This window comes from Glutamicibacter sp. PAEs-4, assembly GCF_051161755.1.
Classification (GTDB): Bacteria; Actinomycetota; Actinomycetes; order Actinomycetales; family Micrococcaceae; genus Glutamicibacter; species Glutamicibacter nicotianae.
This window is the reverse complement of the sequence record NZ_CP195017.1, coordinates 1,753,105-1,777,108: the sequence shown is the minus strand read 5'-3', so window position 1 is coordinate 1,777,108 and position 24,004 is coordinate 1,753,105. Positions and strand designations below refer to the sequence as shown.

At 57.0% G+C, this 24,004-nt stretch carries 26 protein-coding genes; 16 read left to right on the top strand and 10 right to left on the bottom strand.

Annotated features, from left to right (window positions below):
• Window positions 1–227: 227 nt before the first annotated feature.
• The gene (locus ACR9WD_RS08390) at window positions 228–821 is read right to left on the bottom strand and encodes a DUF3043 domain-containing protein (protein ID WP_038991084.1); all 594 of its coding nucleotides are present in this window, start codon (window positions 819–821) and stop codon (window positions 228–230) included.
• 69 nt (window positions 822–890) lie between these two features.
• On the opposite strand from ACR9WD_RS08390, the gene ACR9WD_RS08385 reads away from it, so the two are divergent.
• The 6 genes from ACR9WD_RS08385 to ACR9WD_RS08360 all read left to right on the top strand — a co-directional run bounded on the left by ACR9WD_RS08385 (window position 891) and on the right by ACR9WD_RS08360 (window position 6,925).
• The gene (locus ACR9WD_RS08385; protein ID WP_434921919.1) at window positions 891–2,300 is read left to right on the top strand and encodes a M20/M25/M40 family metallo-hydrolase; all 1,410 of its coding nucleotides are present in this window, start codon (window positions 891–893) and stop codon (window positions 2,298–2,300) included.
• Between the two features lie 133 nt (window positions 2,301–2,433).
• Window positions 2,434–2,808, top strand: coding sequence for a HesB/IscA family protein (locus ACR9WD_RS08380; RefSeq protein WP_038991082.1), 375 nt, complete (start codon window positions 2,434–2,436; stop codon window positions 2,806–2,808).
• A gap of 214 nt (window positions 2,809–3,022) precedes the next feature.
• Complete coding sequence (ctaC, locus tag ACR9WD_RS08375; RefSeq protein WP_434923202.1) at window positions 3,023–3,904, top strand: aa3-type cytochrome oxidase subunit II; 882 nt, start codon at window positions 3,023–3,025, stop codon at window positions 3,902–3,904.
• 2 nt (window positions 3,905–3,906) lie between these two features.
• Window positions 3,907–5,625, top strand: a complete 1,719-nt coding sequence (ctaD, locus tag ACR9WD_RS08370) for an aa3-type cytochrome oxidase subunit I (protein ID WP_434921918.1) — start codon at window positions 3,907–3,909, stop codon at window positions 5,623–5,625.
• Between the two features lie 2 nt (window positions 5,626–5,627).
• Entirely contained in the window at window positions 5,628–6,029 is a 402-nt protein-coding gene (locus ACR9WD_RS08365; RefSeq protein WP_038991079.1) for a cytochrome c oxidase subunit 4, read from the top strand.
• Window positions 6,030–6,142: 113 nt separating this feature from the next.
• On the top strand, window positions 6,143–6,925 hold the full coding sequence (locus ACR9WD_RS08360) for a GntR family transcriptional regulator (RefSeq protein ID WP_038991078.1): 783 nt from the start codon (window positions 6,143–6,145) through the stop codon (window positions 6,923–6,925).
• Between the two features lie 739 nt (window positions 6,926–7,664).
• Here ACR9WD_RS08360 and qcrB read toward each other — a convergent pair.
• From qcrB to ctaE, 4 genes are all read right to left on the bottom strand, one after another.
• The gene (qcrB, locus tag ACR9WD_RS08355) at window positions 7,665–9,332 is read right to left on the bottom strand and encodes a cytochrome bc1 complex cytochrome b subunit (protein ID WP_121866823.1); all 1,668 of its coding nucleotides are present in this window, start codon (window positions 9,330–9,332) and stop codon (window positions 7,665–7,667) included.
• A 2-nt stretch (window positions 9,333–9,334) separates the two neighbouring features.
• Complete coding sequence (qcrA, locus tag ACR9WD_RS08350) at window positions 9,335–10,384, bottom strand: cytochrome bc1 complex Rieske iron-sulfur subunit (protein ID WP_066138349.1); 1,050 nt, start codon at window positions 10,382–10,384, stop codon at window positions 9,335–9,337.
• 70 nt (window positions 10,385–10,454) lie between these two features.
• On the bottom strand, window positions 10,455–11,249 hold the full coding sequence (qcrC, locus tag ACR9WD_RS08345; protein ID WP_073706237.1) for a cytochrome bc1 complex diheme cytochrome c subunit: 795 nt from the start codon (window positions 11,247–11,249) through the stop codon (window positions 10,455–10,457).
• A gap of 76 nt (window positions 11,250–11,325) precedes the next feature.
• A complete protein-coding gene (gene ctaE / locus ACR9WD_RS08340; RefSeq protein ID WP_038991074.1) occupies window positions 11,326–11,964 on the bottom strand; it encodes an aa3-type cytochrome oxidase subunit III in 639 nt (212 codons plus the stop codon).
• A 287-nt stretch (window positions 11,965–12,251) separates the two neighbouring features.
• Here ctaE and trpD point away from each other — a divergent pair, with 287 nt between their 5' ends.
• A complete protein-coding gene (trpD, locus tag ACR9WD_RS08335; RefSeq protein WP_434921917.1) occupies window positions 12,252–13,319 on the top strand; it encodes an anthranilate phosphoribosyltransferase in 1,068 nt (355 codons plus the stop codon).
• An 84-nt stretch (window positions 13,320–13,403) separates the two neighbouring features.
• Here the strand turns inward: trpD and ACR9WD_RS08330 are convergent, their stop codons facing one another.
• Complete coding sequence (locus tag ACR9WD_RS08330; RefSeq protein ID WP_066138340.1) at window positions 13,404–13,685, bottom strand: Lrp/AsnC family transcriptional regulator; 282 nt, start codon at window positions 13,683–13,685, stop codon at window positions 13,404–13,406.
• Between the two features lie 164 nt (window positions 13,686–13,849).
• Between ACR9WD_RS08330 and ACR9WD_RS08325 the strand changes: the two genes are divergently transcribed.
• Together ACR9WD_RS08325 and ACR9WD_RS08320 are read left to right on the top strand one after the other, a co-directional pair.
• A complete protein-coding gene (locus ACR9WD_RS08325) occupies window positions 13,850–14,446 on the top strand; it encodes a sigma factor-like helix-turn-helix DNA-binding protein (RefSeq protein ID WP_038991298.1) in 597 nt (198 codons plus the stop codon).
• Window positions 14,447–14,989: a hypothetical protein gene (locus ACR9WD_RS08320; protein ID WP_434921916.1), complete on the top strand. Its 543-nt coding sequence runs from the start codon at window positions 14,447–14,449 to the stop codon at window positions 14,987–14,989. It abuts the gene before it with no gap.
• Here the strand turns inward: ACR9WD_RS08320 and ACR9WD_RS08315 are convergent.
• Complete coding sequence (locus tag ACR9WD_RS08315; protein ID WP_434921915.1) at window positions 14,978–15,352, bottom strand: DUF3054 domain-containing protein; 375 nt, start codon at window positions 15,350–15,352, stop codon at window positions 14,978–14,980. The genes ACR9WD_RS08320 and ACR9WD_RS08315 overlap by 12 nt on opposite strands.
• A 149-nt stretch (window positions 15,353–15,501) precedes the next feature.
• Here ACR9WD_RS08315 and ACR9WD_RS08310 point away from each other — a divergent pair, with 149 nt between their 5' ends.
• A complete protein-coding gene (locus tag ACR9WD_RS08310) occupies window positions 15,502–16,482 on the top strand; it encodes an arsenic resistance protein (protein ID WP_434921914.1) in 981 nt (326 codons plus the stop codon).
• Between the two features lie 334 nt (window positions 16,483–16,816).
• Here ACR9WD_RS08310 and ACR9WD_RS08305 read toward each other — a convergent pair whose 3' ends face one another.
• Both ACR9WD_RS08305 and ACR9WD_RS08300 read right to left on the bottom strand, forming a co-directional pair.
• A complete protein-coding gene (locus ACR9WD_RS08305) occupies window positions 16,817–17,311 on the bottom strand; it encodes an SRPBCC domain-containing protein (protein ID WP_434921913.1) in 495 nt (164 codons plus the stop codon).
• A gap of 171 nt (window positions 17,312–17,482) precedes the next feature.
• Entirely contained in the window at window positions 17,483–17,845 is a 363-nt protein-coding gene (locus tag ACR9WD_RS08300; protein ID WP_073706241.1) for an ArsR/SmtB family transcription factor, read from the bottom strand.
• A 319-nt stretch (window positions 17,846–18,164) separates the two neighbouring features.
• Between ACR9WD_RS08300 and zapE the strand changes: the two genes are divergently transcribed.
• The 6 genes from zapE to ACR9WD_RS08270 all read left to right on the top strand — a co-directional run bounded on the left by zapE (window position 18,165) and on the right by ACR9WD_RS08270 (window position 22,811).
• Window positions 18,165–19,217, top strand: a complete 1,053-nt coding sequence (gene zapE / locus ACR9WD_RS08295) for a cell division protein ZapE (protein WP_434921912.1) — start codon at window positions 18,165–18,167, stop codon at window positions 19,215–19,217.
• The gene (def, locus tag ACR9WD_RS08290; protein ID WP_038991065.1) at window positions 19,214–19,855 is read left to right on the top strand and encodes a peptide deformylase; all 642 of its coding nucleotides are present in this window, start codon (window positions 19,214–19,216) and stop codon (window positions 19,853–19,855) included. Before zapE ends, def begins: the two co-directional genes overlap by 4 nt.
• Entirely contained in the window at window positions 19,855–20,706 is an 852-nt protein-coding gene (locus ACR9WD_RS08285; RefSeq protein ID WP_434921911.1) for a putative RNA methyltransferase, read from the top strand. Before def ends, ACR9WD_RS08285 begins: the two co-directional genes overlap by 1 nt.
• 104 nt (window positions 20,707–20,810) lie before the next feature.
• Entirely contained in the window at window positions 20,811–21,287 is a 477-nt protein-coding gene (locus tag ACR9WD_RS08280; RefSeq protein ID WP_038991063.1) for an NfeD family protein, read from the top strand.
• Window positions 21,288–21,340: 53 nt separating this feature from the next.
• Window positions 21,341–22,279, top strand: coding sequence for an SPFH domain-containing protein (locus ACR9WD_RS08275; protein WP_073706243.1), 939 nt, complete (start codon window positions 21,341–21,343; stop codon window positions 22,277–22,279).
• 184 nt (window positions 22,280–22,463) lie between these two features.
• A complete protein-coding gene (locus tag ACR9WD_RS08270; RefSeq protein WP_038991059.1) occupies window positions 22,464–22,811 on the top strand; it encodes an RNA polymerase-binding protein RbpA in 348 nt (115 codons plus the stop codon).
• 255 nt (window positions 22,812–23,066) lie between these two features.
• On the opposite strand, the gene ACR9WD_RS08265 is transcribed toward ACR9WD_RS08270, so the two are convergent.
• On the bottom strand, window positions 23,067–23,795 hold the full coding sequence (locus tag ACR9WD_RS08265; protein ID WP_121866819.1) for a polyprenol monophosphomannose synthase: 729 nt from the start codon (window positions 23,793–23,795) through the stop codon (window positions 23,067–23,069).
• Window positions 23,796–24,004 lie beyond the last annotated feature (209 nt).

Here is a 24,004-nt window from a genome sequence, read left to right as displayed (position 1 = left end):
AGCGACAGGCTCCAGGAATCCTTGTATCCGCGTCCACAAGCACGAGACTCACCTCCAGATACAAGGCTGTATGGAAAATTTCCTGCTGGAACTACCCGGTAGATGAAGATCTCCATTCTTCTTGTATTCACGTTCACAAAGTTATAACCCTGTACCACATGGAGGAATTCGATTAGAAAAGGGGCAAGCTCATGCGAGCTTGCCCCTCAGTGGTCTAGCTGGATCGACTAGTCGATAATTTCGCCGCGCTTCACCTGCGGCTTCGGCAGGCGCAATTTGCGGAACTGCATGCCGCGCATCGCAGCGTACATGCGTACGCCCTTCTCCATGTGGCCGAACTTGGCAGTCAAGCGCTTCTTCAAGATTATGGAAGTCACGATGGCCTCGACGATGATCAATGCGATCACGACCCACAGGGCCAGCTGCACGAACATCTGGACCTGCAGATTGCTCTGGAATACCAGCGAGATGACCAAGAAGGCCAGGATGATGAACATCATGAACTCGCCGAACATCCAGCGGGAGTCAATAAAATTCCGGGTGTAGCGCTTCTGCTCGCCCTTATCGCGCGGCATCAGGTAGCGTTCATCGCCAGTTTCGTTCGCCAAGCGTAAACGGTTCTGGGCTTCGATGCGTCGTTGACGTTCAGCCTCTTTCGCGGCCTTGCGATCAGTAGGAACCAACGGGCGTTGCCGGTTCGCCTGCTGCGCACTGCGCTTGGGCGTTGGACCGGTCTTGCGGCCGTCGGTGGATTCCGGGGCCTGCTGAGCAGGCTCCACATTTACGGGGGATTGAGGTTCATCCTTCTTACGTCCAAACACCCCTCCATCTTAGCCGGGATTCGACAACGGCGTGACATTCGATACCCGTGGAATTGCTAGGCTGAAGACATGACCGAAAATACTACCTTCGACGCCGCTGCTAACGGTGTCGATATTGCCGCGCTCAAGAGCCACATCGAAACGAACTTCGAGAAGATCCTCGAAGAGCTCACCTCCCTAGTCGCGATCCCAAGCATCGCATGGGAATCCTTCGACCCGCAGAACCTGGAAAAATCAGCTGCTGCCGCTGCCGAATTGGCGAAGTCGGCTGGCATGGAGACCGTGGAAATCCTGCGCGAACCAGCGCAGAATGGCGCTATGGGCGCACCTGCCGTTGTCGCGCAGCGCAAGGCGGCCCCCGGGAAGCCGACCGTGCTGCTCTACGCGCACCACGACGTCCAGCCCCCAGGCAACGAGGCAGACTGGAATACCCCGGTCTTCGAAGCCACGAGGGTAGGGGACCGGCTGTTCGGACGCGGCGCCGCCGACGACAAGGCGGGCATCATGGTGCACATCGCTGCGATGCGCGCCGTGCTGGATCTCGTCAGCGACTTCGGCGTTGGCGTAACCTACTTCTTCGAAGGCGAAGAAGAAGCAGGCTCCCCATCCTTCCGCAACTTCTTGGAAGCGCATCAGGAAAAGCTGGCGGCAGACGTTATCGTCGTTGCCGACTCGTCCAACTGGTCAGTTGGAACTCCGGCGCTGACCAGTTCATTGCGCGGCATGTGCGCGGCAGAGATCACCGTCCGCTCGCTGAACCATGCGGTCCATTCTGGCATGTTCGGCGGCCCAGTTCTCGATGGCCCCATCCTGGCTGCCAAGCTGATTTCCAGTTTCCACAATGACGATGGCTCCGTGGCCGTTGCGGGATTGGTCGCCAACGACGCTGCCGAAGTCGATTTCGATGAAGCCGAGTTCCGCAAGGATTCCGGCGTACTGGATTCCTTCAAGCTCGCTGGATCCGGGAAAATCACGGACCGCTTATGGAATAAACCAGCGCTGAGCGTGATTGGAATGGATATACCAAGCGTTGACCACTCATCGAATACCTTGCTGCCGGCAACTCGATTCAAGGTATCGATGCGGCTGGCGCCAGGGCAGGACCCGGCCGATGCGCTCAAGGCCCTTGAATCACATGTCAAGAGCATTGACCTGCGTGGCGCCGAAGTTGAATTTGTGGCTACGGAAGCGGGCAACGCCTACAAGGCCGATTTGGATGCTTCAGCTAATGACACTGCGCGCTGGGCACTGGAACAAGCTTGGGGTGTTGTACCAGTGAATATGGGGCTGGGTGGATCAATTCCATTCATTGCAGATTTGCTGGAAGTCTTCCCGCAGGCCCAGATTCTCGTCACTGGCGTCGAGGATCCTGATTCGCGCGCGCATTCAGCCAACGAGTCGCTGCACCTGGGCGACTTCAAGCACGCCATTGAAGCTGAAGCACTGATGCTGGCAAGGATCAACGCCGAGGGACTATGAAGCGTGTCATACGGAGAGACGCAAGGGGAGAAATCTTCAGCGTAGCGACGTAGGATAGAAGCAAGAACAGAGGTGCCAGCTCCAGAACAAATCTGGGGCTTGGTACCGCATCGAGCAGTATGGGAGGAAAATCATGACTGCATCTGTTGACCAGACCAAGGGCGACCCAACCGAGGTTCCAACCCACGAGGTAGAAATTTCCGACGTGGCAGCGGCCAAAGTTCGCTCGCTTCTGGAGCAGGAAGGTCGGGATGATCTTCGTCTCCGCATCGCAGTGCAGCCAGGAGGCTGCTCGGGCCTGATCTACCAGCTTTATTTCGATGAGCGCATGCTCGAAGGCGACGCTGTGCGCGACTTCGACGGCGTTGAAGTCATCGTCGACAAGATGAGCGTGCCTTACCTTGCTGGCGCATCCATTGATTTCGAGGACACCATCTCGAAGCAGGGCTTCACCATCGACAACCCCGCCGCATCCGGCTCCTGCGCGTGCGGAGATTCCTTCCACTAGGCCGTAGGGAACTAACGCCGCTGTTCAAACGTTGAAGAAATTTCTCGTTAGTACAGCGGCGTTTTTCGGCATTCTGACCCCAAAGAGGGTAAGCTCTACATTAAGTAGTAAAACTATGTTTCCCTTCGTGAGCCACCTCACCGTGCAACTCGTTTAAACCACGAGGTGACTTATGAAGACCACATTCTGCACCAACAAAGAGGAAGGGCCGTCTGTGAGTTCGCAAGACCGAACCGGCAGTCGCGGGTCCGCTAAAGCCAAAGTACTGGCTTTAGTCGGCACTGGCGCATTGCTGTTGACGGGATGTACAGCGGAGGCAAAACGCGGTTGGCTCCCAAACGTGGAGCGCGATACCACCAACCACACCGGGGCAATCCAGGATTTCTGGGTTAACTCGTGGATCGCTGTTATTGTCATCGGCGTATTGACCTGGGGATTGATGCTCTGGTGCGTCATTGCCTACCGTCGCCGCAAGAACGATACGGGTTACCCGCGTCAGCTGAGCTACAACCTGCCATTGGAGATCTTCTACACGGCCATTCCTTTGGTCCTTGTTCTAGTCTTCTTCAGCTTCAACAACAACCTGGAAAAGCAGATCAACGCTCCTGTTGATTCTGAGGTTGTAGTGGACGTCCGAGCCAAGCAATGGGCCTGGGACTTCAACTACAGCTACCAGGGCACCGAGAAGTACTTTGCCGGCAAACAGGCTCACTTGAACACCGATGGCTCGGAAGGCGTTCGCGAAGAACTGCCAACCTTGTACCTGCCAGCAGGCAAGTCGGTAACCCTTGAGCTCAATAGCCGCGATGTCATCCACTCCTTCTGGGTCCCAGCCTTCTTGCAGAAGCTGGACATGATCCCAGGCAAGACCAACTACATCTACCTGACTCCGCAGGTTGAAGGCAGCTACGACGGCAAGTGCGCCGAGCTTTGCGGCGAGTACCACTCGGAGATGCTCTTCAACGTCGAGGTTGTCAGCGAGTCCGAGTTCAAGGCTCAGCTGGCGAAGATGGAAGATGGCCACATTGGTGAAGAATACGACCGTCAGCCAAATGCTGTAAACAGCGTAGTAGTAGAGCACGGGGAAGGAGAGTAATCATGACAACGTTCGAATATGCGACTGACGACGTAAAGTCGATTGCCCCAGCCGTAGTGCCGAAGTCTAAGGGTCGTCTGTTCGTCGACTACATCACTTCGACCGACCACAAGAAGATCGGGTACATGTACCTGATCAGCTCGTTCATCCTGTTCTGCGTCGGCGGCCTGATGGCGCTGCTGATTCGTGCAGAGCTGTTCGAACCAGGCATGCAGATCCTGCAGACCAAGGAACAGTACAACCAGCTGTTCACCATGCACGGCACCGTCATGCTCCTGATGTTCGCAACCCCGCTGTTCGCTGGTTTCGCCAACGTCATGATGCCTCTGCAGATCGGCTCGCCGGATGTGGCCTTCCCACGTCTGAACGCCTTGGCATTCTGGTTCTTCTCGCTGGGCTCGATTATCGCCCTGGCCGGCTACCTCACCCCTCAGGGTGCAGCTAGCTTCGGTTGGTTCGCGTACGCACCGCTGTCGAACACCACCTTCTCGCCAGGCATCGGCGGCGACCTCTGGGTCTTCGGCCTTGCACTGTCGGGCTTCGGTACCATCCTTGGCGCCGTCAACTTCATCACCACCATCATCTGCCTGCGCGCGCCTGGCATGACCATGTGGCGCATGTCGATCTTCTCGTGGAACACCCTGATCACCTCGTTGCTGGTCCTGATGGCCTTCCCGCCGCTGGCAGCTGCCCTGTTCGCACTGGGTGCAGACCGCCGCTTCGGCGCTCACATCTTCGACCCAGACAATGGCGGAGCCGTACTCTGGCAGCACCTGTTCTGGTTCTTCGGCCACCCTGAGGTATACATCATTGCCTTGCCGTTCTTCGGCATCGTCTCTGAGATCTTCCCAGTGTTCTCCCGCAAGCCGATCTTCGGCTACAAGGGCCTGGTCTTCGCGACCATCGCAATTGCCGCCCTGTCGGTTTCCGTGTGGGCACACCACATGTACGTCACCGGCTCGGTCATGCTGCCATTCTTCGGCTTCATGACCATGCTGATCGCGGTTCCAACCGGTGTGAAGTTCTTCAACTGGATCGGTACCCTGTGGCGCGGCTCGATCACCTTCGAAACCCCCATGCTCTGGAGCATGGGCTTCATGATCACCTTCCTGTTCGGCGGCCTGACCGGCATCATCCTGTCGGCTCCGTCCCTGGACTTCCACGTATCGGATACCTACTTCGTCGTGGCCCACTTCCACTACGTAGTCTTCGGTACCGTCGTGTTCGCGATGTTCGCTGGCTTCTACTTCTGGTGGCCAAAGTGGACCGGCAAGATGCTCAACGAGCGCCTTGGTAAGATCCACTTCTGGATGCTGTTCATCGGCTTCCACGGCACCTTCCTGATCCAGCACTGGCTGGGCGTCATGGGCATGCCACGTCGCTACGCCGACTACATGCCTGAAGATGGCTTCACCACCATGAACCAGGTATCGACCGTCTTCGCATTCATCCTGGGTGCGTCGATGATTCCATTCTTCTGGAACGTGTGGGTAACCCACCGAAACGCCAAGAAGGTTGAAGTTGACGATCCATGGGGCTTCGGCGCATCGCTGGAGTGGGCAACCTCTTGCCCTCCACCACGCCACAACTTCCACTCCATCCCTCGCATCCGTTCGGAGCGTCCAGCACTGGATCTGCACCACCCGGAACTGAGCGGACGGGTTACCCCCGAAACTCCGGTTGCGAAGATCTTCGGCTCGGCTGACCAGAAGGACGTATAACGATGAAAGTTGAATCCTGGATTTTCCTGGGTGGCGTCTTCTTCTTCACCCCGGTAGCAATTGTCTACGGTTACATGACCAACTGGGAAGAATGGGTCGGATTGCTGGCCTTGATCATGCTGGTTGGACTCTCGGCAATGGTAGGCGGCTACTTGCTGTTCACCGCTAAGCGCGTTGGCAACCGCCCGGAGGACCGTGTGGATGGCGAAATCCACGAGAACGCGGGCGATATCGGAATGTTCTCCCCATGGAGCTGGTGGCCATTGGTCCTGGCATCCGCGGCAGCTGTTGGCTTCCTTGGCCTGGCTGTCGGCTGGTGGGTCTTCTTCATCGGCGCCGGCTTGGCCGTCGTTGGTGTGACCGGCTGGGTTTACGAATACAGCCGTGGCGATCACGCTCACTAAGCAGTAACCCTGACGGGGTGGCAAGCACTTTTGCTTGCCACCCCGTTAGTCTTTTAATAACAGTTCTTCGAAGGCAATTGGCCCTCGGGATATCCAGTTCGAGGAGATGCAGCATGCGCCACGCACCGCAACCACACGTTCAGGCGCACCTTGATCCGCAGAGCAAGCAAAGCAAGTACCGGCAGATCCGCGAGATTCTCAAGACCCATGCGCGCGAAGCCTGCAAACCCGGCTACAAGCTGCCACCCGAACGCGTGCTGGCTGAGCACTTCGGCGTGGCCCGCAAAACCATCCGGCAAGCCATCGACGCGCTGGTCGATGAACAGGTGCTCAAGCGGGTAGTCGGAATTGGGACCTTCGTCGTGCCCGAGAAACTGGATCTCCGTGTCCGCCTCCACTCCTACTCCGAGGACATGATGCGCCGCGGCATGGTTCCCGATGCCCACGTACTCGAATTCGCGGAGATCAAGGCCAACGCCAGCCTTGCGGCGCAGCTGATGGTGGAAGAGGGCACAGCAGTCGTCCAGTTCAAGCGCCTGCTGCTCGCCGATGGCATTCCCATGAGCCTGGACGAGAACTATATGCCCGCTGATCTCGTGCCGGGTTTCGTGGACGGCGAGCCGCCGTCCAAGCTATATCAAGCCTTGCACGAGCGCTACGGCATCTTGCTTGAATGGGGCGAGGATCAAGTGGAAAGCACTGCAGCCAGCAAGAGGCAAGCGGTGCTCTTGGGCGTAGACCCCGGCTTCCCGCTCCTGCAGATCACGCGCTACGCCTACATCGGCGATCGGTTGGCCGACTATTCTGTCTCGCTCTACCGGTCGGACCGCTACAAGCTGTTCGTTCCATTGCAGCGAGTCGGTACTCGCACGCCACGCTACACGGACACCTTCTGAGCCTAGGCTTGCGACCCGGGTGTCAAGGAAATTGGTTTCTGCCCAACAGCGGCCATGAATAATGCCCACTGATGGCCAACAAAACTGCACGTTGTCGGTCAGCAGCACCACTGCACACTGGCCTATCCGCGCAAGCATGGCGGCGACCGTCATCCATCGCAACAACCCAACCTCCAAAACGCCATCTTCAGGTCCTCATCAACTATTCCAACGACGGTGCCGGCCTTGATCTCTTGAAAGTGTTTCAGGGGAGAGACGCAGCAAGTTGGCTGCTGCAGGGAATAGGCCTAGATCGCTTCCTGGAGCTGGACTCTTGTCTGGGCAGCAACCAGCTTGAGCAACCACAGTCGTGAGCGGCTCCGATCCGGAATTGCGGCTGGCTGCTGGCCTCCCAGATTCATCTGCAGACGGCATTCCGCTTCCTCGCGGGTGAAGAGCAATGGAGCCTACGCGCACAGGTTGAATCAACCATCGCTGCAGGTTCTTGGCGGCACCCGGTAACCCAACGCCTTTTGCGAACCTGGCGGGGGAGCAAGGCCTTGCTGGCCCCGGCATCGCATGCTGGCACAGCGCCAGAAGCCCTTCTAATCGACTGGGAGATCCGTGGATGGCCCCGACCTCATGTTCGCGGCATTGACTGACGCTCTGGTGCACACAAGGCCGCAGGAAAGATGGGTTAACGAAGGGAGGGACACACCTTACGGTGTGTCCCTCCCTTTGTGACTAACTCGAGTCGCTATTACTTAGTGATCGAGTCCTGCTTGTCGCCTTCGACCTCATGGTGGCCGTGGGCTGCATGAGCAGCTTCCAGCTCCGATGGGGTTACCGGGGCGACGCGGTCTTCGAAGAAGAACTTCGACAGTGCCGCACGACGCTTCTCCGAACCGGAGACGTGTCCTGCTGCATCAGGCTGAGCCGGGATGTACTGGCGATCAACGTAGTTGGTCAGCAGGTAACGCTTGTAGACATCAATTTCCTCGTGCTTCTCCGAGAAGCCACCCTCAGGCGACATCTGGATGATGCCCGCTTCGCGGCCGTGCAAGACGATCTCGCGATCCTTGCGCTGCAGCGACAGGCAAATGCGGCGGGTCAGCCAGAAGCCCAGGATCGGGCCGAGGAAGAACAGCGCGCGCAACCAGTAGGTCACGTCATTCAGCGCCACGTGGAAGTGCGTTGCGATCAAGTCAGAGGATGCAGCTGCCCACATCACGCTGTAGAAGATCACACCGGCAACACCCATAGCCGTACGGAATGGAGCGTTGCGTGGACGGTCGAGCAGGTGGTGCTCGCGGTCATCCTTGGTGACCCAGCGTTCGATCCATGGCCAGGCGAACATTACTGCGAACAGTGCGCCGGCGGGAACCAATGCTGGCAGCAGGACGGACAGCACCAGGGTGTTGTCGCCCCATGGGAATGGAATGATCCATTCGAAGCTGAAGTTGCCAAGCACACCAGGCATCAGGCGCAGAGCGCCATCAACGAAGCCGATGTACCAGTCCGGCTGGGTACCAGCCGAAACAGGGGATGGGTCGTAAGGCCCGTAGTTCCATACCGGGTTGATCTGGAACAGGCCAGCAATCAATGCCACGATGCCGAAGACGATGAAGAAGAATCCACCGGCCTTCGCTGCGTAGACCGGGCCAACAGGGAAGCCAACAACGTTGTCGTTGGTGCGGCCTGGGCCTGGGTACTGGGTGTGCTTGTGGGTCACAACCATGAACAGGTGGATCACAATCAGCAGGATGATGATCGCAGGAACGATCATGATGTGCAGCGAGTACAGACGCGGGATCACCGTATCGCCTGGGAACTCTCCGCCGAAGAAGAACATCGACAGGTAGGTGCCCACGATTGGCAGAGCCTTCATGACGCCATCGATAATGCGCAGGCCGTTACCGGACAGCAGGTCATCCGGCAGGGAATAGCCGGTGAAACCGGCAGCCAGACCCATGATCAGCAGCACGCCGCCAACAACCCAGTTCAGTTCACGTGGGCGACGGAATGCGCCGGTGAAGAATACGCGCAGCATGTGCACGGAGAGGGAAGCAACAAACAGCAGTGCCGACCAGTGGTGCACCTGGCGCATAAACAGGCCGCCGCGCACGTCGAAGGAGATCTCCATGGTCGAGGCCATAGCCGTCGACATGCCGATGCCCTTCATGGGTACATACGAACCGTTGTAGGTGACGTGCGCCATCGACGGATCGAAGAAGAAGGTCAGGAAGGTGCCGGAGAGCAGCAGCAGCACGAAGGTGTACATCGCCACTTCACCGAACATGAACGACCAGTGGTCAGGGAAGATCTTGCGACCGAATTCCTTGACGATGCCCGACGCGCCAACGCGGGAGTCCACGAAGTTCGCGATGCGACCGGTAGCGGTCGATGCTTGGTACTCGTTAGTAGCCATGATTAACCACGCTCCCAGTACGATGGGCCAACTGGCTCGTGGAAGTCACTCTGGGCGACCAGGTAGCCCTCGGAGTCCACGGTGATTGGCAGCTGCGGCAGTGCGTGGCCAGCCGGGCCGAAGATGACCTTGCATTCCTGCGTCAGGTCAAAGGTCGACTGGTGGCATGGGCACAGCAAGTGGTGGGTGTGCTGCTCGTACAGAGCAATCGGGCAACCAACGTGGGTGCAAATCTTGGAGTACGCGACGATGCCGTCGACGTTCCAGGTTTCACGCCCCTCGGAGATCTGCATTTCCGCTGGATCCATGCGCATCAGCAGAACGACGGCCTTGGCCTTTTCGTTCAGCGGGTGCTCGGCCTCGTTCAGGCCTTCTGGGATCACGTGGAAAGCAGAACCGATCTGCACGTCCGAAGCCTTGATCGGGGTACCGGATGGGTCGCGGGTCAGACGGACGCCCTTGTCCCACATGGTGTGGCGCAGGGAATCGATCATCTGGCTCGCGGTGTTGCCGGTGCGATCCAGGTCGCGGAACATGAAGATTGCCGGGATTGGAGCCAAGGCAATGGCGCCGATCAGGGTATTGCGGATCAGCGGACGACGCTTGATGCCCGATTCCTCGATAACGGTATCGATGATCTCGACGGCATCCTGGCGATCTTCTTCCGAGCGGATCTCGTGGCGCATTTCCATGAGCTCGTGATCCGGCATCAGGGTCTTGGCCCAGTGAACAATACCCACACCGATACCAAGCATCGCGAAGGCGGTGCCCAGTCCCAGTGCAGCGTTCTGCACACGCAGTTCAGCGAAGGTCATCTCGCCCAGGCGGCCCAGGACGAAGTAGGCCACGAAGAAGAAGAGCGTGCCGATGATGGAGATGGTAAATAGGAGCGCTACTTGACGCTCATGTCGCTTGGCTGCGCGCGGATCGCGGTCTGCGAGACGCGGACGATGCGGTGGTAGGCCCGGATCTGGGAAACGATCCTGAGCTACATCGTCAGCCTTAGCAACGGTGCCCGAGTTTTCGGGACTGCCGTGACTATGGTCGCCCATGTTTCTCTCTCATCCTTCTGTTAGGAATTTATGTACGTAGTGATGGTTACGGCCGTGGCCGTGGTTTGCCTTAGGAAGGACGCGAGGTCAACCAAATGGTGAAGGCAATGATGATACCCAGACCTGCGGTCCAGGTGAACAGGCCTTCAGCAACTGGACCCAGGGAGCCCAGGGCTGCACCGCCAGCGGAACCATTGGCTTCAATGGTCTTCAGGAAGGTGATGACATCACGCTTCTCTTCTGGGGTGATGTTCGAGTCGTTGAACACTGGCATGTTCTGTGGGCCGGTAGCCATCGCTTCGTAGATGTGCTTTTCGGATACACCGGTCAGGGTTGGTGCGAACTTGCCGCGGGTCAGCGCACCACCGGCAGCAGCCGCGTTGTGGCACATCGCGCAGTTCACACGGAAGACGGTGCCACCGTGGGCGGCGTCGCCCTGGGTGGTATCCAAGTATTCCTCATCAGGGATCGCTGGGCCTGCACCCAGGCTTGCAACGTATGCTGCCAGCTGGGAGATCTGCTCGTCGTCGAACTGCACCGGCTTGACCTGGGCCTGTGGTCCCTGCATCTGCATCGGCATGCGGCCGGTGCCGACCTGGAAGTCCACGGATGCCGCGCCAACGCCAATCAGCGATGGACCGGAATCAGAGCCTTCGGCATTCATGCCGTGGCAAGTAGCGCAGTTGGCGACGAAAAGCTTCTGACCTTCTTCTACATCGGCCTGCGACGCAGTAGTGGTCTCAGCTGCCTTCGCTTCGCTGATGTTACCGGCTGCAGTGTAGAGACTGCCGGTAATCAGCAATCCGAACAGAAGCAGGGCCACAGCGGCGAGCGGGTGGCGGCGCTTTTTCGAAAGAGCCTTCACTTGCTGGTTCCTCACTTAGTTTCTTTGGTGTGGTGTTGCCGTACTTCTTGTTGAGGCAACTAATGAATTTAAGCTGCTACTTCAAGAAGTAGATGATCGCGAACAGGGCGATCCAAACAACGTCAACGAAGTGCCAGTAGTAGGACACCACGATGGAGCCGGTTGCTTCGAAGTGACCAAACTTCTTAGCCAGCATCGCACGACCAATGATCAGCAAGAATGCGATCAGACCACCAGCGACGTGGATGCCGTGGAAGCCGGTCGTAATGTAGAAGGCCGAAGCGTAGGAGTTCGAGTTGATGGCCACGCCCTCGCTAACGAGGACAGCGTATTCGTAGGCCTGGACCGAAACGAAGATCGCACCAAGGATGAAGGTGAGAATGAACCATTCAATCATTCCCCATTCCTTGAAGTTGAACAGCCCGCCAGAGCGGCGAGGCTTGAATTCTTCGGCACGGAACACGCCTAGCTGGCAGGAGAACGAGCTGGACACCAGGATGATGGTGTTAGCCAGCGCGAACGGCACGTTGAGCTTGGCAGTTTCAGTCGCCCATAGTTCGGGCGCGGCAGCCCGGAGGCTGAAGTACATGGCGAAGAGGGCGGCGAAGAACATGAGCTCGCTGGAGAGCCACACCATCGTTCCCACCGACACCATGTTTGGGCGGTTCGGCGCATGTGGCGCCGTCGTATTTGGGGCATGAGTCGCAGTTGTCACACTGACATTATGTCTCTAAATGGCCCTCAGATACCAATGCAAAAGCGGGTTCGCGGAGGTTTGTTGCGCCACATCACGGCAACATCCGCGGAAACATGCGGAAGTACGGAGAAAACTCTTTCTACAATTCGTAGAGCTTCATTCGGCGCGTCTCACGAAACAATCATTTATGCAACGAAAGTCTTGCGTATTTAACCTTGGAAACTAGGCGATTTTAGCGACTTGAGCCACATCATTTAGCGACATGAATTGGGTGGCGCGGCCAGTGTCTCGATAGGCTTTCTCATGTGTCAACGAGCCTTGTAAACGAAAAGTTCCCGACGTGGCCAGATCTATTGGCCACCCTGATCGACGGTGGCGATCTCAGCCGCGAACAGGCCGCTTGGGCCATGAATGAGATCATGTCCGGCGAGGCGAGCGACGTGCAGATCGCCGGCTTCCTGGTTGCACTGCGCTCCAAAGGCGAAACCGTGGCCGAATTGACCGGCCTAGTGGACTCCATGGTGGCCAACGCGCGCCCATTGACCATTGACGCACAAACCTTGGACATTGTCGGCACGGGCGGCGATCGCCAGAACACGGTCAATATCTCCACGATGTCCACGTTGGTCTGCGCTGGTGCCGGCGTGAGCATAGTTAAGCACGGCAACCGCGCGTCCTCTTCATCCTCAGGATCGGCCGACGTGCTCGAAGCACTAGGGGTCCGCCTGGAGGTACCAATCGAGCGCCTTGTAGAGGTGTACGACAAGGTTGGGATAGCGTTCTGCTTCGCCAATGTCTTCCACCCCTCAATGCGCCACGTTGCCGGAGCACGACGTCAATTGCGGATACCTACCGCCTTCAACTTCATGGGCCCGTTGACCAATCCCGCCTTGCCAACCGCATCCGCCATCGGATGCTCCGACCTGGTCATGGCACCAATCATGGCTGGCGTGCTTGCAAGCCGTGGCGTGCGCGGCCTGGTCTTCCGCGGAGACGACGGACTGGATGAACTAACGACCACGGCTGCCAACCGAGTATGGGAAGTTCGCAATGGCCAAGTGACCGAGTTCACGTTCGACGCCAAAGATGTTGGACTCGCCCGGGCGACGCTCGATGATCTCCGCGGTGGGGATGCGCAACACAACGCAGGGGTTGTACTCGATGTCATCTCGGGAGCGACCGGCCCTGTTCGGGACGCAGTTCTCCTCAACGCGGCCGCAGGAATGGTTGCGTACAGCGATACTGCTGAGGGCAGTTTCGAAGATCGCATGCGGGCCGCCATTGAAAAGGCAGCACATTCGATCGATTCCGGTGCGGCGAAGTCCGCCCTGGACGCTTGGTCGTCAACGACCCAGGCGATCGTAGGGGAGTAGCTCCTGCAGGCAGCGACAAAGCCGGCCTTTGGTTCACGACTTTACAATCAGTGAACCAGAGACCGGCTTTGTTTTCGATACCGCTTAGTCGTCTAGACCGAGGGAAAAAGCTGCTTCGAGGTCATGCTCGGAGTAAGCGCGGAAAGCGATGTGGGTCTGGGTGCCGCGGATGCCTGGAATCTTGGAAAGCTTATTAGCGATGACTTCGGCGAGATCCTCGTGCTTGTTGACCCGTGCAATGGCAATCAAGTCCCAGTCGCCTGCGACGGAGTAGACTTCACTGATGCCCGAGATTGCCGAGATCTGCTGTGCGCACTCGGGGATACTGTCAGTTGCAGTCTGGATCATGACGAATGCGGTGACCATCACTATGCCTTTCGGTTCAAACTTGCCGCCTGGCAAGAGGCGGTTGATCTGGAATCAACTGTAGTCGAAAAGCCGAGAATGGCAGGCATGGCTGCATCACCAGACTTAGCAAAGTACAAGAATTTTAATTTGTAGATATGATTACAAAGTTTTATGATTGTTCCATGATTGTCTTGACTATTGACCAGCGACGTTCCCGATCCACCGAAGACAAGGTGGAAGCACTAGTCAAGCAAGCTAATGCTACCGTCCCTGTGGTCCGCCCGTTCCAGCGAACCGCCGGCGATGAGGTTCAGGCTGTCTTGGATGATGCCAATGAAGCAATTCGCTTGGCAGTGATGATGGCGGCGTCAGGGGACTGGAGCGTTGGCCTTGGTTTCGGACAGGTCGAAACGCCGTTGCCGGAAGAGACCCGGGCTGGCCGAGGACCGGCCTTTGAATATGCCCGTGTTGCCGTGGAACGCGCGAAGAACACCAACGCACATATCGCTGTTCACGGGCCATCGCATGAAGCCACCCGTCTGGAAGCTGAGCTCCAGTTAACTGCCTGCATCGTTTCCAAGCGAAGGGCCACAGCTTGGGAAGCCGGCACATTGGCTGACGAGGGCATGACCCAGCAACAGATTGCCAAGAAACTTGGAATCACTCAGCAAGCCGTCTCTTCTCGGCTGTCGGCCGCACTATGGTTTGAAGCGAATCGGATGATGGATGAAGCTGCGAAATCGCTAACCCGTCAGCTCAAGATGTTAAAGGAGCAGTAAATGCTTTGGATCGCGTGGGGGAGTCTTTGCCTAGCGGCATTCGTCTCGTGCATATCCTCCTACTTCGGTCATGCCATGGGCAAACGAGCTCGCGTTCGTGACTGGCTCGTAGTTGGTTCTGGCTTGTTCGCACTGCTTTCGGCACTGCTGGCTGCAGTCTCCCAAACATCGATGCAGACGCAAGGGATTCCACCGGTTTACGCTATTGTCCTGAGTTCCATCTTTGCCATTAGTTTCGGCGGCCCTTTTACGGAGCTGATTTTCCGGCTTGCTGCCAAGAATGACGTCGAGCTCCAAAAGGAAGAGTCCGACCCTTCACCGCTTCGTGGCGGACTTTGGATCGGACTTCTGGAACGGACGGCAATTGTCGGAAGCCTCTGGGCTGGTTGGCCAGAAGGCATTGCGGTCGTTCTGGCGGTTAAGGGTCTCGGGCGGTTCTCGGAACTGAAAGATCATCGCGCCGCTGAACAGTTCATCCTGGGGACTTTCGCCAGCGGCCTTGTTGCCGCAGGTTCCTACGGGCTTGGACTGCTATTTATCTAAGCGCTTGGCCACCAACGAAGTTAACAGCCTACGCCCCATCAAGAACAGGCCCAGGACCAGCGAAGCAACGATAATGAATGGGACAGCTGCGGTGGAACCAAAAGCGATGCGCAGCGCTAGCCCAGCTGCTACGGTCCCTACCCAGACCAGTACGCCTGCAGGGAAGAGCTTTTTGATCGTGAACCATGGCCTGGACAGCAAGGTCATCACCACATAGGCGATCAAGAACGGCAGGGCTGTCATCAAGATGCCACTAAAGCTCAAGGCATGTTCATGTTCACGCCTGCCGAGCAGGGCGAAGAGAACAATCAGAACAACGTCGACAGCCATCCACAATGGCCACATACGAATAGATTCCTTCATGTACTCATCATAGGTTTACCCTGCGGACCATGAATAATCTGGTGCTGTTTCGAGCGATCTCGGTTCAGACACACGCGTGCCTGATGAAGGCTCGCCACGAATGCCCTGGCATTCCTTCCTGATGCAAGGTCTGCTCTAGCATTAGTCCCATGAAGACGTGGCCTGGCAATGCATGGATGCAAGCTCACCAGATCGCTCTCTATCTCACCGCGATCGCGGCCGGATGCGTCTTCGGCCTGGTTTTGCCTTCAGCCAGCAAGGCGCTTGAATTCACGGTCAATCCAATCTTGGGTCTGCTGCTCTACGCTACTTTCCTGAGCATGCCGCTAACACGTTTGCCCCAGGCCTTCCGGGACATCCGGTTCATGGGTGCACTGTGCACCATCAACTTTGTCGTAGTGCCGATCGTGGCGTTCGGCTTATCGCGTCTCGTGGCGGGGGAACAGCCTCTGCTCTTCGGGGTTCTCCTGGTCCTGCTGGCACCCTGCATCGACTACGTCATCGTGTTTACCGGCTTAGCTGGGGGAGACAGCCAAAGGCTGCTGGCCGCCACACCCCTCTTGCTGATTTTACAGATGGTGCTTGTGCCGGCATACCTCTACTTGTTTGCTGGCCCTTCTGCAATCAGCATGATCGTTCCAGGGCCTTTCCTGATGGCGTTGCTGGGGCTCATTACGCTTCCCTTGCTCGCAGCAGCACTCACCCAAGCACTGTCAACGCGCTTTGCACGGATGGTGTGCATCGGCGATTGGGCCGACTACCTCATGGTTCCCTTGATGATGGGAACGCTGTTTTGCGTGGTCGGTTCGCAGATCTACACGGTGCAGTCCAGCTTTGCCCAATTGGCGCTGGCCATCCTTGTTTTTGTCCTTTTTATCGGCCTGATGAACATCCTTGGATACTCTGCAGGAAAACTCTTCCAGCTACCCATGGCCTCACTGCGGGCCGCGACATTCAGCGGCGTCACCCGAAATTCACTGGTAGTGCTTCCACTGGCCCTGGCCCTGCCGGCGGAGCTGGAATTAGCCTCTGCCGTAGTCGTGAGCCAGACCTTGGTAGAGCTGCTTGGCATGTTGGTGATGGTTCGCTTCACGCCGAAACAAAGCACCACATTGCAATCCAAACTATAAGCAATACATCTCGAATATGATGATGCACCGTCGTTGGGGTCATTGAAATGAGCGGGTGGGGGATGCCCATCCTGCACGACCAGAGCGGCAATTGCGCCACCAGACACAATATTAATCGATCGTTGAATCAATCCGATGAGCACTGACTTCGTCGCCTATCCCTCCAGGAAGAAAGCGCCGAGATGGCCGAGATTAAAACCAGCAGACCACCAATCGCGGCCCTGCACGGCGAAGGCGAGGTGAGCATCAGCTTCGTCTCAGGTGGTGTTTCTGCACGGTCATGCAAACCGTCCGCAAAGTCTAGAGAAATCGGAACCACCTGTCGGCAAAAAGATTAGGGGAGAGGTGCAGGCGAATCGCCCAAACTCTCATATATCTCCCGATATAGATCCCAAAATTGATCCATCGACTGCGGCGCTCCGAGCAAGACAGACTCCAGATAGGTTAGATGCGTTTCCCACCCAGCCAAGTAAGTTGCGACGTCAACGCTGATATTTGAGTGGGTGAGCACGAGTTCGACTCCGATCGGGACGGACCGCAGAATCCAACTAACCTTCGATTCCGATTCTTCTGGAAACTTCCAGGACATCTCAAGGGCCGTCGCTGGATCAATCCGCTCAATCAGGCTTTCGCAGATATAGCCTTCCGCATGTTCGATTTTCACAGTCGAACCCACGGCAAGGTTGCCAGCGCGGTGGGTACCCAGCCAGAGTGGCAAGGCCTGGCAGCCAGTCAGCACATTCCAGAGTCGGTCAGCCGATACGTTGAAACACCATCGAAGAACTACCGAACCCGACGAATCGTCCGCGAACTTTCGGATGAGTGGCATATGAAGACACTACGTCGATACTTTGACGTCGCCAAGGGGAATAGAGCACTGAAACCCGAATCGGGGACGCCTAGATTTCCACTACTTTACATAATGTAGATTATCGGCTTATCAGAAATTCGGCTGGAAGTGGCTGCATTCGTCCCATTGGCCATGCATTTCCACAGTTGCTTATTGGTCTTCCTCTAGGCGCGCATCCTGCAGATCAAGCCGATGCTTCGCGAAGTCCAAGGTCTGCCGGATGAACTCCCGCGATCGCTCGTCGTGCATCGAGTAAATTACGTGACGTCCGGACTTCCTTGTTTGAAGCACACCCGCGGCCCGCAACCTGGACAGCAACTGGCTGGCGACCGTTGGGCTGACGCCAATCAACTGGGCCAGATCAGACAGAGATAGGTCCTCCATGGACAACGCCCAGAGCATCTGAAGTCTTGCCGGATCAGACAAGGTCTTGAGCACGGTTACCGACATGTCCAAGAGATCACTGGAGACGATCCCGTCTTCAGTCGTTGGGACAATGAATTCGCTGGTCATCTCACGCACTCCCTCTCCGCCATTCGCCCGCCCTGGCCTGATCCAACCATTGCGGTCCAGCCCTATGGGTGTGTCCATTATGGCCACGGATCGCGATAAAGCGATAGATACGCAAAAAATTCACATGGCTTGCGCGGTTTCATGGTCAAAACCGTGAGCACTCCCCTGCTTAAATCATCCATTTAGTTATACACGGCATAACCGGTGACTAGTAGTTTTGACCAGAATTTCCTAGCACAAAGCTTTCGTGCCGTCTCCAAAGGTGGCGATTGCATCACAGAAGATTGGTCGTATCAGTGCCCGGTGGCAAAATTTAGATATGGCTAAACCGCTGCTAGGCATTCCCCACAGGAATAAGTACGCTCGTCGGATCCGTGAATCGCTCAAGCTGCAACATATCGAAGCTGATACGGTCCAGAGTGAACTGATCGACCTTCTTGAACGCACTCTGCGCGCGCAGTCGCCCGCCAAACACCCCGGTGTCTATATTTACGGCCCTCCAGGCCGCGGCAAGACACTCATCATGAACACCCTGGTCTCCGTCTTGCCAAACGCCACCACGGCGCGCTTCCATTTCCACGAGTTCTTCCAGCGTTTGAATTCGCCGGTCAACCGCGTCCCTGGACAGCCACTGGGGGCGATCTTCGCGCAAGGGCTTGAGCGCGAACTTGCTGGAATCGAAGTCCTGGTTTTCGATGAATTCCATTGCACCGAACCCGGAGATGCGATGTTCATGGCAAAACTCATCCGGCATTGCACGGAGCATGGAATCCAACTGTTCACCACGTCGAACTACGGTCCGGAGAACCTGTTGGATGATGACACGTTCCATCACCTGGTGCAGCCAACCATTGACCGGATTCAACGGGACTTCATCGTTTTTTCCCTGGATCATTCAGTTGATTATCGCCAGCTCGCATCCGATCCAGGGCTCGCTCCTGACGGGTATCGGAAAGGCTCACTGAATCTTTTCGAGACGCCAGACGACATGCCACTTCACGATACGATGGTCGAGATCGGCTACGACGAAATCGGTCCTGCGCACTTGAGGGCGGATGAAATCTGGATCAGCTTCGATCAAATCTGCCGAACCCGCCGCAATACTGCCGACTATCTGGAGCTGGCAAGCCGGTATTCGTGCTGGCATATAACTTCCATCCCAGCGAGCTCCACCTTGCCGATGGATGAGGAACGTCGACTAGCGAATCTCATCGATATCTTCTATGACAAGAACGTGGAAGTGCACCTGTACGCCGCGGACAATCTCGGCGATCTTGGCCATATGCTGCATGACACCGAAAGGGATCGACTCACTTCGCGGCTGGCCCAACTGCAGCTCAACGAGTACGAACGGACTTGCGTTTCCCGATGAACACCCCATACACCGCCCAGGACATCGAGATTTTGGTTCGAGAAGTCCTGGACACGGCCAACGATGATCTCGTTTTGCCAATCGTCCAGCTAGGTCATCCAGTTCTCCGCCAGCAGGCCGAAGCCTACGACCACCAGCTGCCACAGGAATTGCTCGAAGAACTGCTCGATGCGATGCGCCAGACCATGTACGATGCTCCTGGCGTAGGCCTCGCAGCGCCTCAGGTGGGTATCCCCCTGCAGATCGCGGTACTCGAAGATCTCTATCCAGTTCCAGAGGAAATTGCTGCGCAACGAGAGCGTGAACCGCTGGATTACTTCGAGATCTTCAACCCTGCTTATGCTGCCGCCACGGATCGTGAAGCAGTGTTCTATGAAGGCTGCCTGTCCTTCGAGGGATTCCAAGGCGTAGTCACCCGCCCCGCCGATATCACCGCAAATTACCAAGACCGCGACGGCCAGAAAATCACGCGCAACTTCTCCGGCTGGCAGGCCCGCATTTTCCAGCACGAAACCGATCACCTGTCGGGCACCGTCTACATCGACAAGGCCGTAACCCGCTCCTTGATCAACGAGTCCGAACTGTGGCGCCATGAAAGCATGGACGTCGCAACTGCACAAAAGGTACTGAAATTCTAATGTCCTCCGGCGCTACCAGCGTTACCTGTCCGGTATGCGAGCAACCCCTAGGCTACACAGGAACCCCGGGCAAAACCCTGAGCTGCGATGCAGGGCACCGCTTCGATGCCGCAAAACAGGGCTACTTCAATTTCTTGACTGGCAAGGGAACCAATTTCCTCGAAGACACCTCGGCCATGGTTCAGGCCCGTGATGCGTTCCAAGCCAAGGGGCATTACGAGCCTCTGGCGCTCGCGCTGTCCCAGCTGTTCAATAGTCATCACCACGGAAGTTCTCTCGACGTGCTGGATGCGGGCGCAGGTACTGGCTACTACCTAGCAAGAATCCTGGAACACTCCCCCGCTGACGAACGTGATGCGTTGGCCTTGGACATCTCGCGCTTTGCAATGCGTCGAGCCGCGAAAGTTCCCAGCACGCTCGCCGTGGTCTGGGATGTCTGGCGAAAATTGCCCACGGCTGATCGATCACGCGATGTGGTGCTCAACTGCTTCGCTCCGCATAACCCCGCCGAGTTCCAGCGCGTGCTCCGTCCCGGTGGGATATGCATTGTGGTGACCGGTGAACCAGAACATCTGAACGAAGTCATCGAGCCGCTGGGCATGCTCTCCGTCGCTCCAGGCAAGCAAGCAGCCCTGATTGAAAAATTTGATGCCGAAGGATTCCGCCATCTCGAATCCACGAAGCTGTCCTATCGAATGAATTTGAATACGGATGATCTCTTTCAACTGGCATTCATGGGTCCATCCGGTCACCACCTCTCCCCCGAATTGCTGCATCAGCAAGCTGTCGAACTGGGTGACCAGGCGGTAACCGCCTCCTTCGGAGTACACGCATTCGTCACGCAGGGCTAGAAAATACCCATAAATGACTACACTCTTTACCCGACATCTACGGCAGAATGTAGGAAAGACCAGTTACGGCTGGTCAGGGTCCTAACAGAATTTAGGTGAATGCCATGACAACCGCCGAATGGATCATCAGCAACGCTTGGGTGATCTGGCTGGCACTGTTCTTGCTGCTGGCGATCATCGAGATGCTATCTCTTGATCTCTACTTCATCATGCTCGGCGTCGGGGCCCTAGGTGGCGTAGCGGTCGCACTGCTCAGTGGACCCATATGGCTGCAGGTTCTCGTATTCTGCGTTATTTCATTGTTGATGATCTTCTTGGTTCGACCAATCGCGGTCAAGCATCTACGGAAATCACCCGAGGGATTCCGCACGAACATCGAGCGGCTCATTGGTGCGGATGCACTAATTCTTGAACCGACCTCGCGCATGTCGGGTTCGGCCAAGATCCATGGAGAGATTTGGACTGCCCGCGCTGATTCGAGCGTTCCGACCATGAATCCCGGTACGTATGCCGTGGTTTCCCGTATCGACGGGGCAACTGCGTACCTGACCGCGAAGTCCCCGGACCCCGCAAACGGCTAAATAGCCTGACGCCCCAAATTCATCACTACTGCACAAAGAAAGAGAGTACGACCATGAATTCAGATGGTTTTGGCTTGACTATTGTGCTTGTCGTTCTGGCAATCTTCGTGATTGTCGTCCTGTTGCGCAGCGTGCGTATCGTGCCACAGGCACGTGCTGGCATCGTTGAGCGGCTCGGCAAGTACAACCGAACCCTAAACCCCGGCCTGACGATCTTGATACCCTTTGTGGATCGCTTGCTGCCCCTGCTGGACCTCCGTGAACAGGTTGTTTCCTTCCCGCCACAGCCAGTCATCACCGAAGACAACCTGGTCGTTTCGATTGACACCGTGGTCTACTTCCAGATCACCGAGCCACGCGCGGCCACCTATGAAATCGCCAACTACATCCAAGCTGTCGAACAGCTGACCACCACGACGCTTCGTAACGTCGTAGGTGGCCTGAATCTGGAAGAGGCCTTGACCAGCCGCGACCAGATCAATGGCCAGCTGCGCGGCGTGCTCGACGAGGCCACCGGCAAATGGGGCATCCGTGTTTCCCGTGTCGAGCTGAAGGCCATTGATCCACCGCTGTCGATCCAGGACTCGATGGAGAAGCAGATGCGTGCCGAGCGTGACCGCCGTGCGGCCATCTTGACCGCTGAGGGCACCAAGCAGTCCGATATCCTCACCGCCGAGGGTGAGCGCCAGGCAGCGATTCTCAAAGCCGAAGGTGACGCACAGGCAGCCATCCTGCGCGCGGATGGCGAGTCCCAAGCTATCCAGAAGGTCTTCGACGCAATTCACGCAGGACGCCCGGACCACGAGTTGCTGGCCTACCAGTACCTGCAGACCCTCCCGAAGCTTGCCGAAGGCACTTCGAACACCCTGTGGGTCATTCCGAGTGAACTGACCGAAGCGCTCAAGGGCATCGGCGGAGCACTGGGCGGCAACGGTTCAAGCAGCAAACCTGCGGCTCCGGAATCGCCATCAGCTCCCGACAGCAACCTCTAGCGACAACCGGTTTAGAACCGAATAGCCGTCTGCGGCGAGGTGCATACGATGCACCTCGCCGCAGACGCGTATAATGGATGTTTTGGCACCAAGAATTATCTTCACCTCTAGTCGGAGGGAATGATTTCAGAATGCCAAACGTTGGTACGTGTAGCGAATTCTTCAAACATCGCGGAGGGAAAACATGAGCGATCGCAGCCTACGAGGCATGCGCCTGGGTGCACAGAGCATGGAATCTGAGGCAGGTGTGGAGCCGGCTGCCCGTCAGCGCGTGGAATACCGTACCGAAGAGGGCGAGACCGTCTTCGTCGTCTTCGCTGCAGAAGCTGAAATTCCAGCGACCTGGCACACCAAGACCGGTAAGGAAGCCAAGCTCGTCCATGGCGAAGCCAAGGCCGAAGAACCAGGCAATGAGAAGCCTGTCCGTACCCACTGGGACATGCTTCTCGAGCGCCGTTCCGAGGAAGAACTGGAAAAGACTCTGGCTGACCGCCTCCAGCAGCTGCGTGCTGCGCGTGGAGAAGCCGTCTAATCTCCCCCACTGCCGGTTGGATGCCGTTTTGGCAAGTCCGCAAGGGTTTTAGTCGAGGGCCCGGTTTGACAGCATTATTGCTGTCAAACCGGGCCCTCGAACTTGTACCCGAATGGCTTGAGCCCAAACGCCGATGGTGATGCGTAATTTGCGGACGCTGTAAGGCGGATGCTTGAAGCTTTCCGATACTTCTGGGTTAAAGGGAACTGGCGTGCAACGATTCTTCGTTGCACGCCAGTTCCCTATGCCAAGTATTTACTTCTTGGAAGTCAGCTTCTTCCACCGGGCGCCCAAGCCCCAGCGGGTGACATTCCACATTGCTTCGAATACGATGTTGCCACTCATCTTCGAGGCGCCCAGTTCGCGCTCTACGAAGGTGACCGGAACTTCAACGATCTTCTTGCGCAGCATGGCCACGCGGAAGGTCATATCCACCTGGAAGCCGTAGCCCCGCGACTCAACTGCATCGAAGTCGATGGCTTCCAAGGTTTCGCGCTTGAAGGCACGGTAGCCTGCGGTGATGTCACGCAGCGGCAAGCCCAGCATGGTACGCGAGTAGAAGCTGCCGCCGCGGGAAATGATCTTGCGCAGCAACGGCCAGTTAACTACTTCGCCGCCTTTGACCCAGCGCGAACCGATCACGAGATCCGCACCTGCAGCGCTTGCCTCCAGAAGGCGTGGAAGCTGCTCTGGCATATGCGAGCCGTCAGCGTCCATCTCAACCAGCACGTCGTAGTCGCGTGCCAGGGCCCATTCGAAACCTGCGATGTATGCGGCGCCTAGGCCATCCTTGCCGGTACGGTGCAACACATGGATACTCGAGTCCTCAGCAGCCATCTTGTCTGCCAGTTCTCCGGTGCCGTCGGGCGAGTTATCATCGACGATCAATACATCCGAGTCAGGAACTGCGGTACGCAAGCGTCCTACGGTCAGCGGAAGCGACTCCAGTTCGTTGTAAGTCGGAATGATTGTAATGACGCGCACGCGGCGGCACCTTTCTTGGTATTCGACACAAAGCTTGTTGCCTGCTCGGCTTCGGCCCATGGCTTCAGCAGGAATCTAGGCCAACAAGAGTTAATCCAAACTCAAATTATAGTCATCAATTGCAAGCCAGCGATCTTCGGACACCGTGTTAACGAACGATCCTCAGTGACTTCGGCCCTATTCTCTACGTCGAAAAGCACAGAGAATGT

Bases quoted from the DNA above. Each gene is read 5' to 3' on its own strand.
- ACR9WD_RS08310 (WP_434921914.1), top strand. From the start codon at position 15,502: ATGAAGACGTGGCCTGGCAATGCATGGATGCAAGCTCACCAGATCGCT.
- ACR9WD_RS08365 (WP_038991079.1), top strand. From the start codon at position 5,628: ATGAAAGTTGAATCCTGGATTTTCCTGGGTGGCGTCTTCTTCTTCACC.
- ctaD (WP_434921918.1), top strand. From the start codon at position 3,907: ATGACAACGTTCGAATATGCGACTGACGACGTAAAGTCGATTGCCCCA.
- ACR9WD_RS08280 (WP_038991063.1), top strand. From the start codon at position 20,811: ATGACAACCGCCGAATGGATCATCAGCAACGCTTGGGTGATCTGGCTG.
- ACR9WD_RS08360 (WP_038991078.1), top strand. From the start codon at position 6,143: ATGCGCCACGCACCGCAACCACACGTTCAGGCGCACCTTGATCCGCAG.
- def (WP_038991065.1), top strand. From the start codon at position 19,214: ATGAACACCCCATACACCGCCCAGGACATCGAGATTTTGGTTCGAGAA.
- ACR9WD_RS08270 (WP_038991059.1), top strand. From the start codon at position 22,464: ATGAGCGATCGCAGCCTACGAGGCATGCGCCTGGGTGCACAGAGCATG.
- ACR9WD_RS08380 (WP_038991082.1), top strand. From the start codon at position 2,434: ATGACTGCATCTGTTGACCAGACCAAGGGCGACCCAACCGAGGTTCCA.
- ACR9WD_RS08275 (WP_073706243.1), top strand. From the start codon at position 21,341: ATGAATTCAGATGGTTTTGGCTTGACTATTGTGCTTGTCGTTCTGGCA.
- ACR9WD_RS08325 (WP_038991298.1), top strand. From the start codon at position 13,850: ATGATTGTCTTGACTATTGACCAGCGACGTTCCCGATCCACCGAAGAC.
- ACR9WD_RS08315 (WP_434921915.1), bottom strand. From the start codon at position 15,352: ATGAAGGAATCTATTCGTATGTGGCCATTGTGGATGGCTGTCGACGTT.
- zapE (WP_434921912.1), top strand. From the start codon at position 18,165: ATGGCTAAACCGCTGCTAGGCATTCCCCACAGGAATAAGTACGCTCGT.
- qcrA (WP_066138349.1), bottom strand. From the start codon at position 10,384: ATGGGCGACCATAGTCACGGCAGTCCCGAAAACTCGGGCACCGTTGCT.
- ACR9WD_RS08330 (WP_066138340.1), bottom strand. From the start codon at position 13,685: ATGGTCACCGCATTCGTCATGATCCAGACTGCAACTGACAGTATCCCC.
- ACR9WD_RS08285 (WP_434921911.1), top strand. From the start codon at position 19,855: ATGTCCTCCGGCGCTACCAGCGTTACCTGTCCGGTATGCGAGCAACCC.
- ACR9WD_RS08300 (WP_073706241.1), bottom strand. From the start codon at position 17,845: ATGACCAGCGAATTCATTGTCCCAACGACTGAAGACGGGATCGTCTCC.
- ACR9WD_RS08385 (WP_434921919.1), top strand. From the start codon at position 891: ATGACCGAAAATACTACCTTCGACGCCGCTGCTAACGGTGTCGATATT.
- qcrB (WP_121866823.1), bottom strand. From the start codon at position 9,332: ATGGCTACTAACGAGTACCAAGCATCGACCGCTACCGGTCGCATCGCG.
- ACR9WD_RS08305 (WP_434921913.1), bottom strand. From the start codon at position 17,311: ATGCCACTCATCCGAAAGTTCGCGGACGATTCGTCGGGTTCGGTAGTT.
- ACR9WD_RS08320 (WP_434921916.1), top strand. From the start codon at position 14,447: ATGCTTTGGATCGCGTGGGGGAGTCTTTGCCTAGCGGCATTCGTCTCG.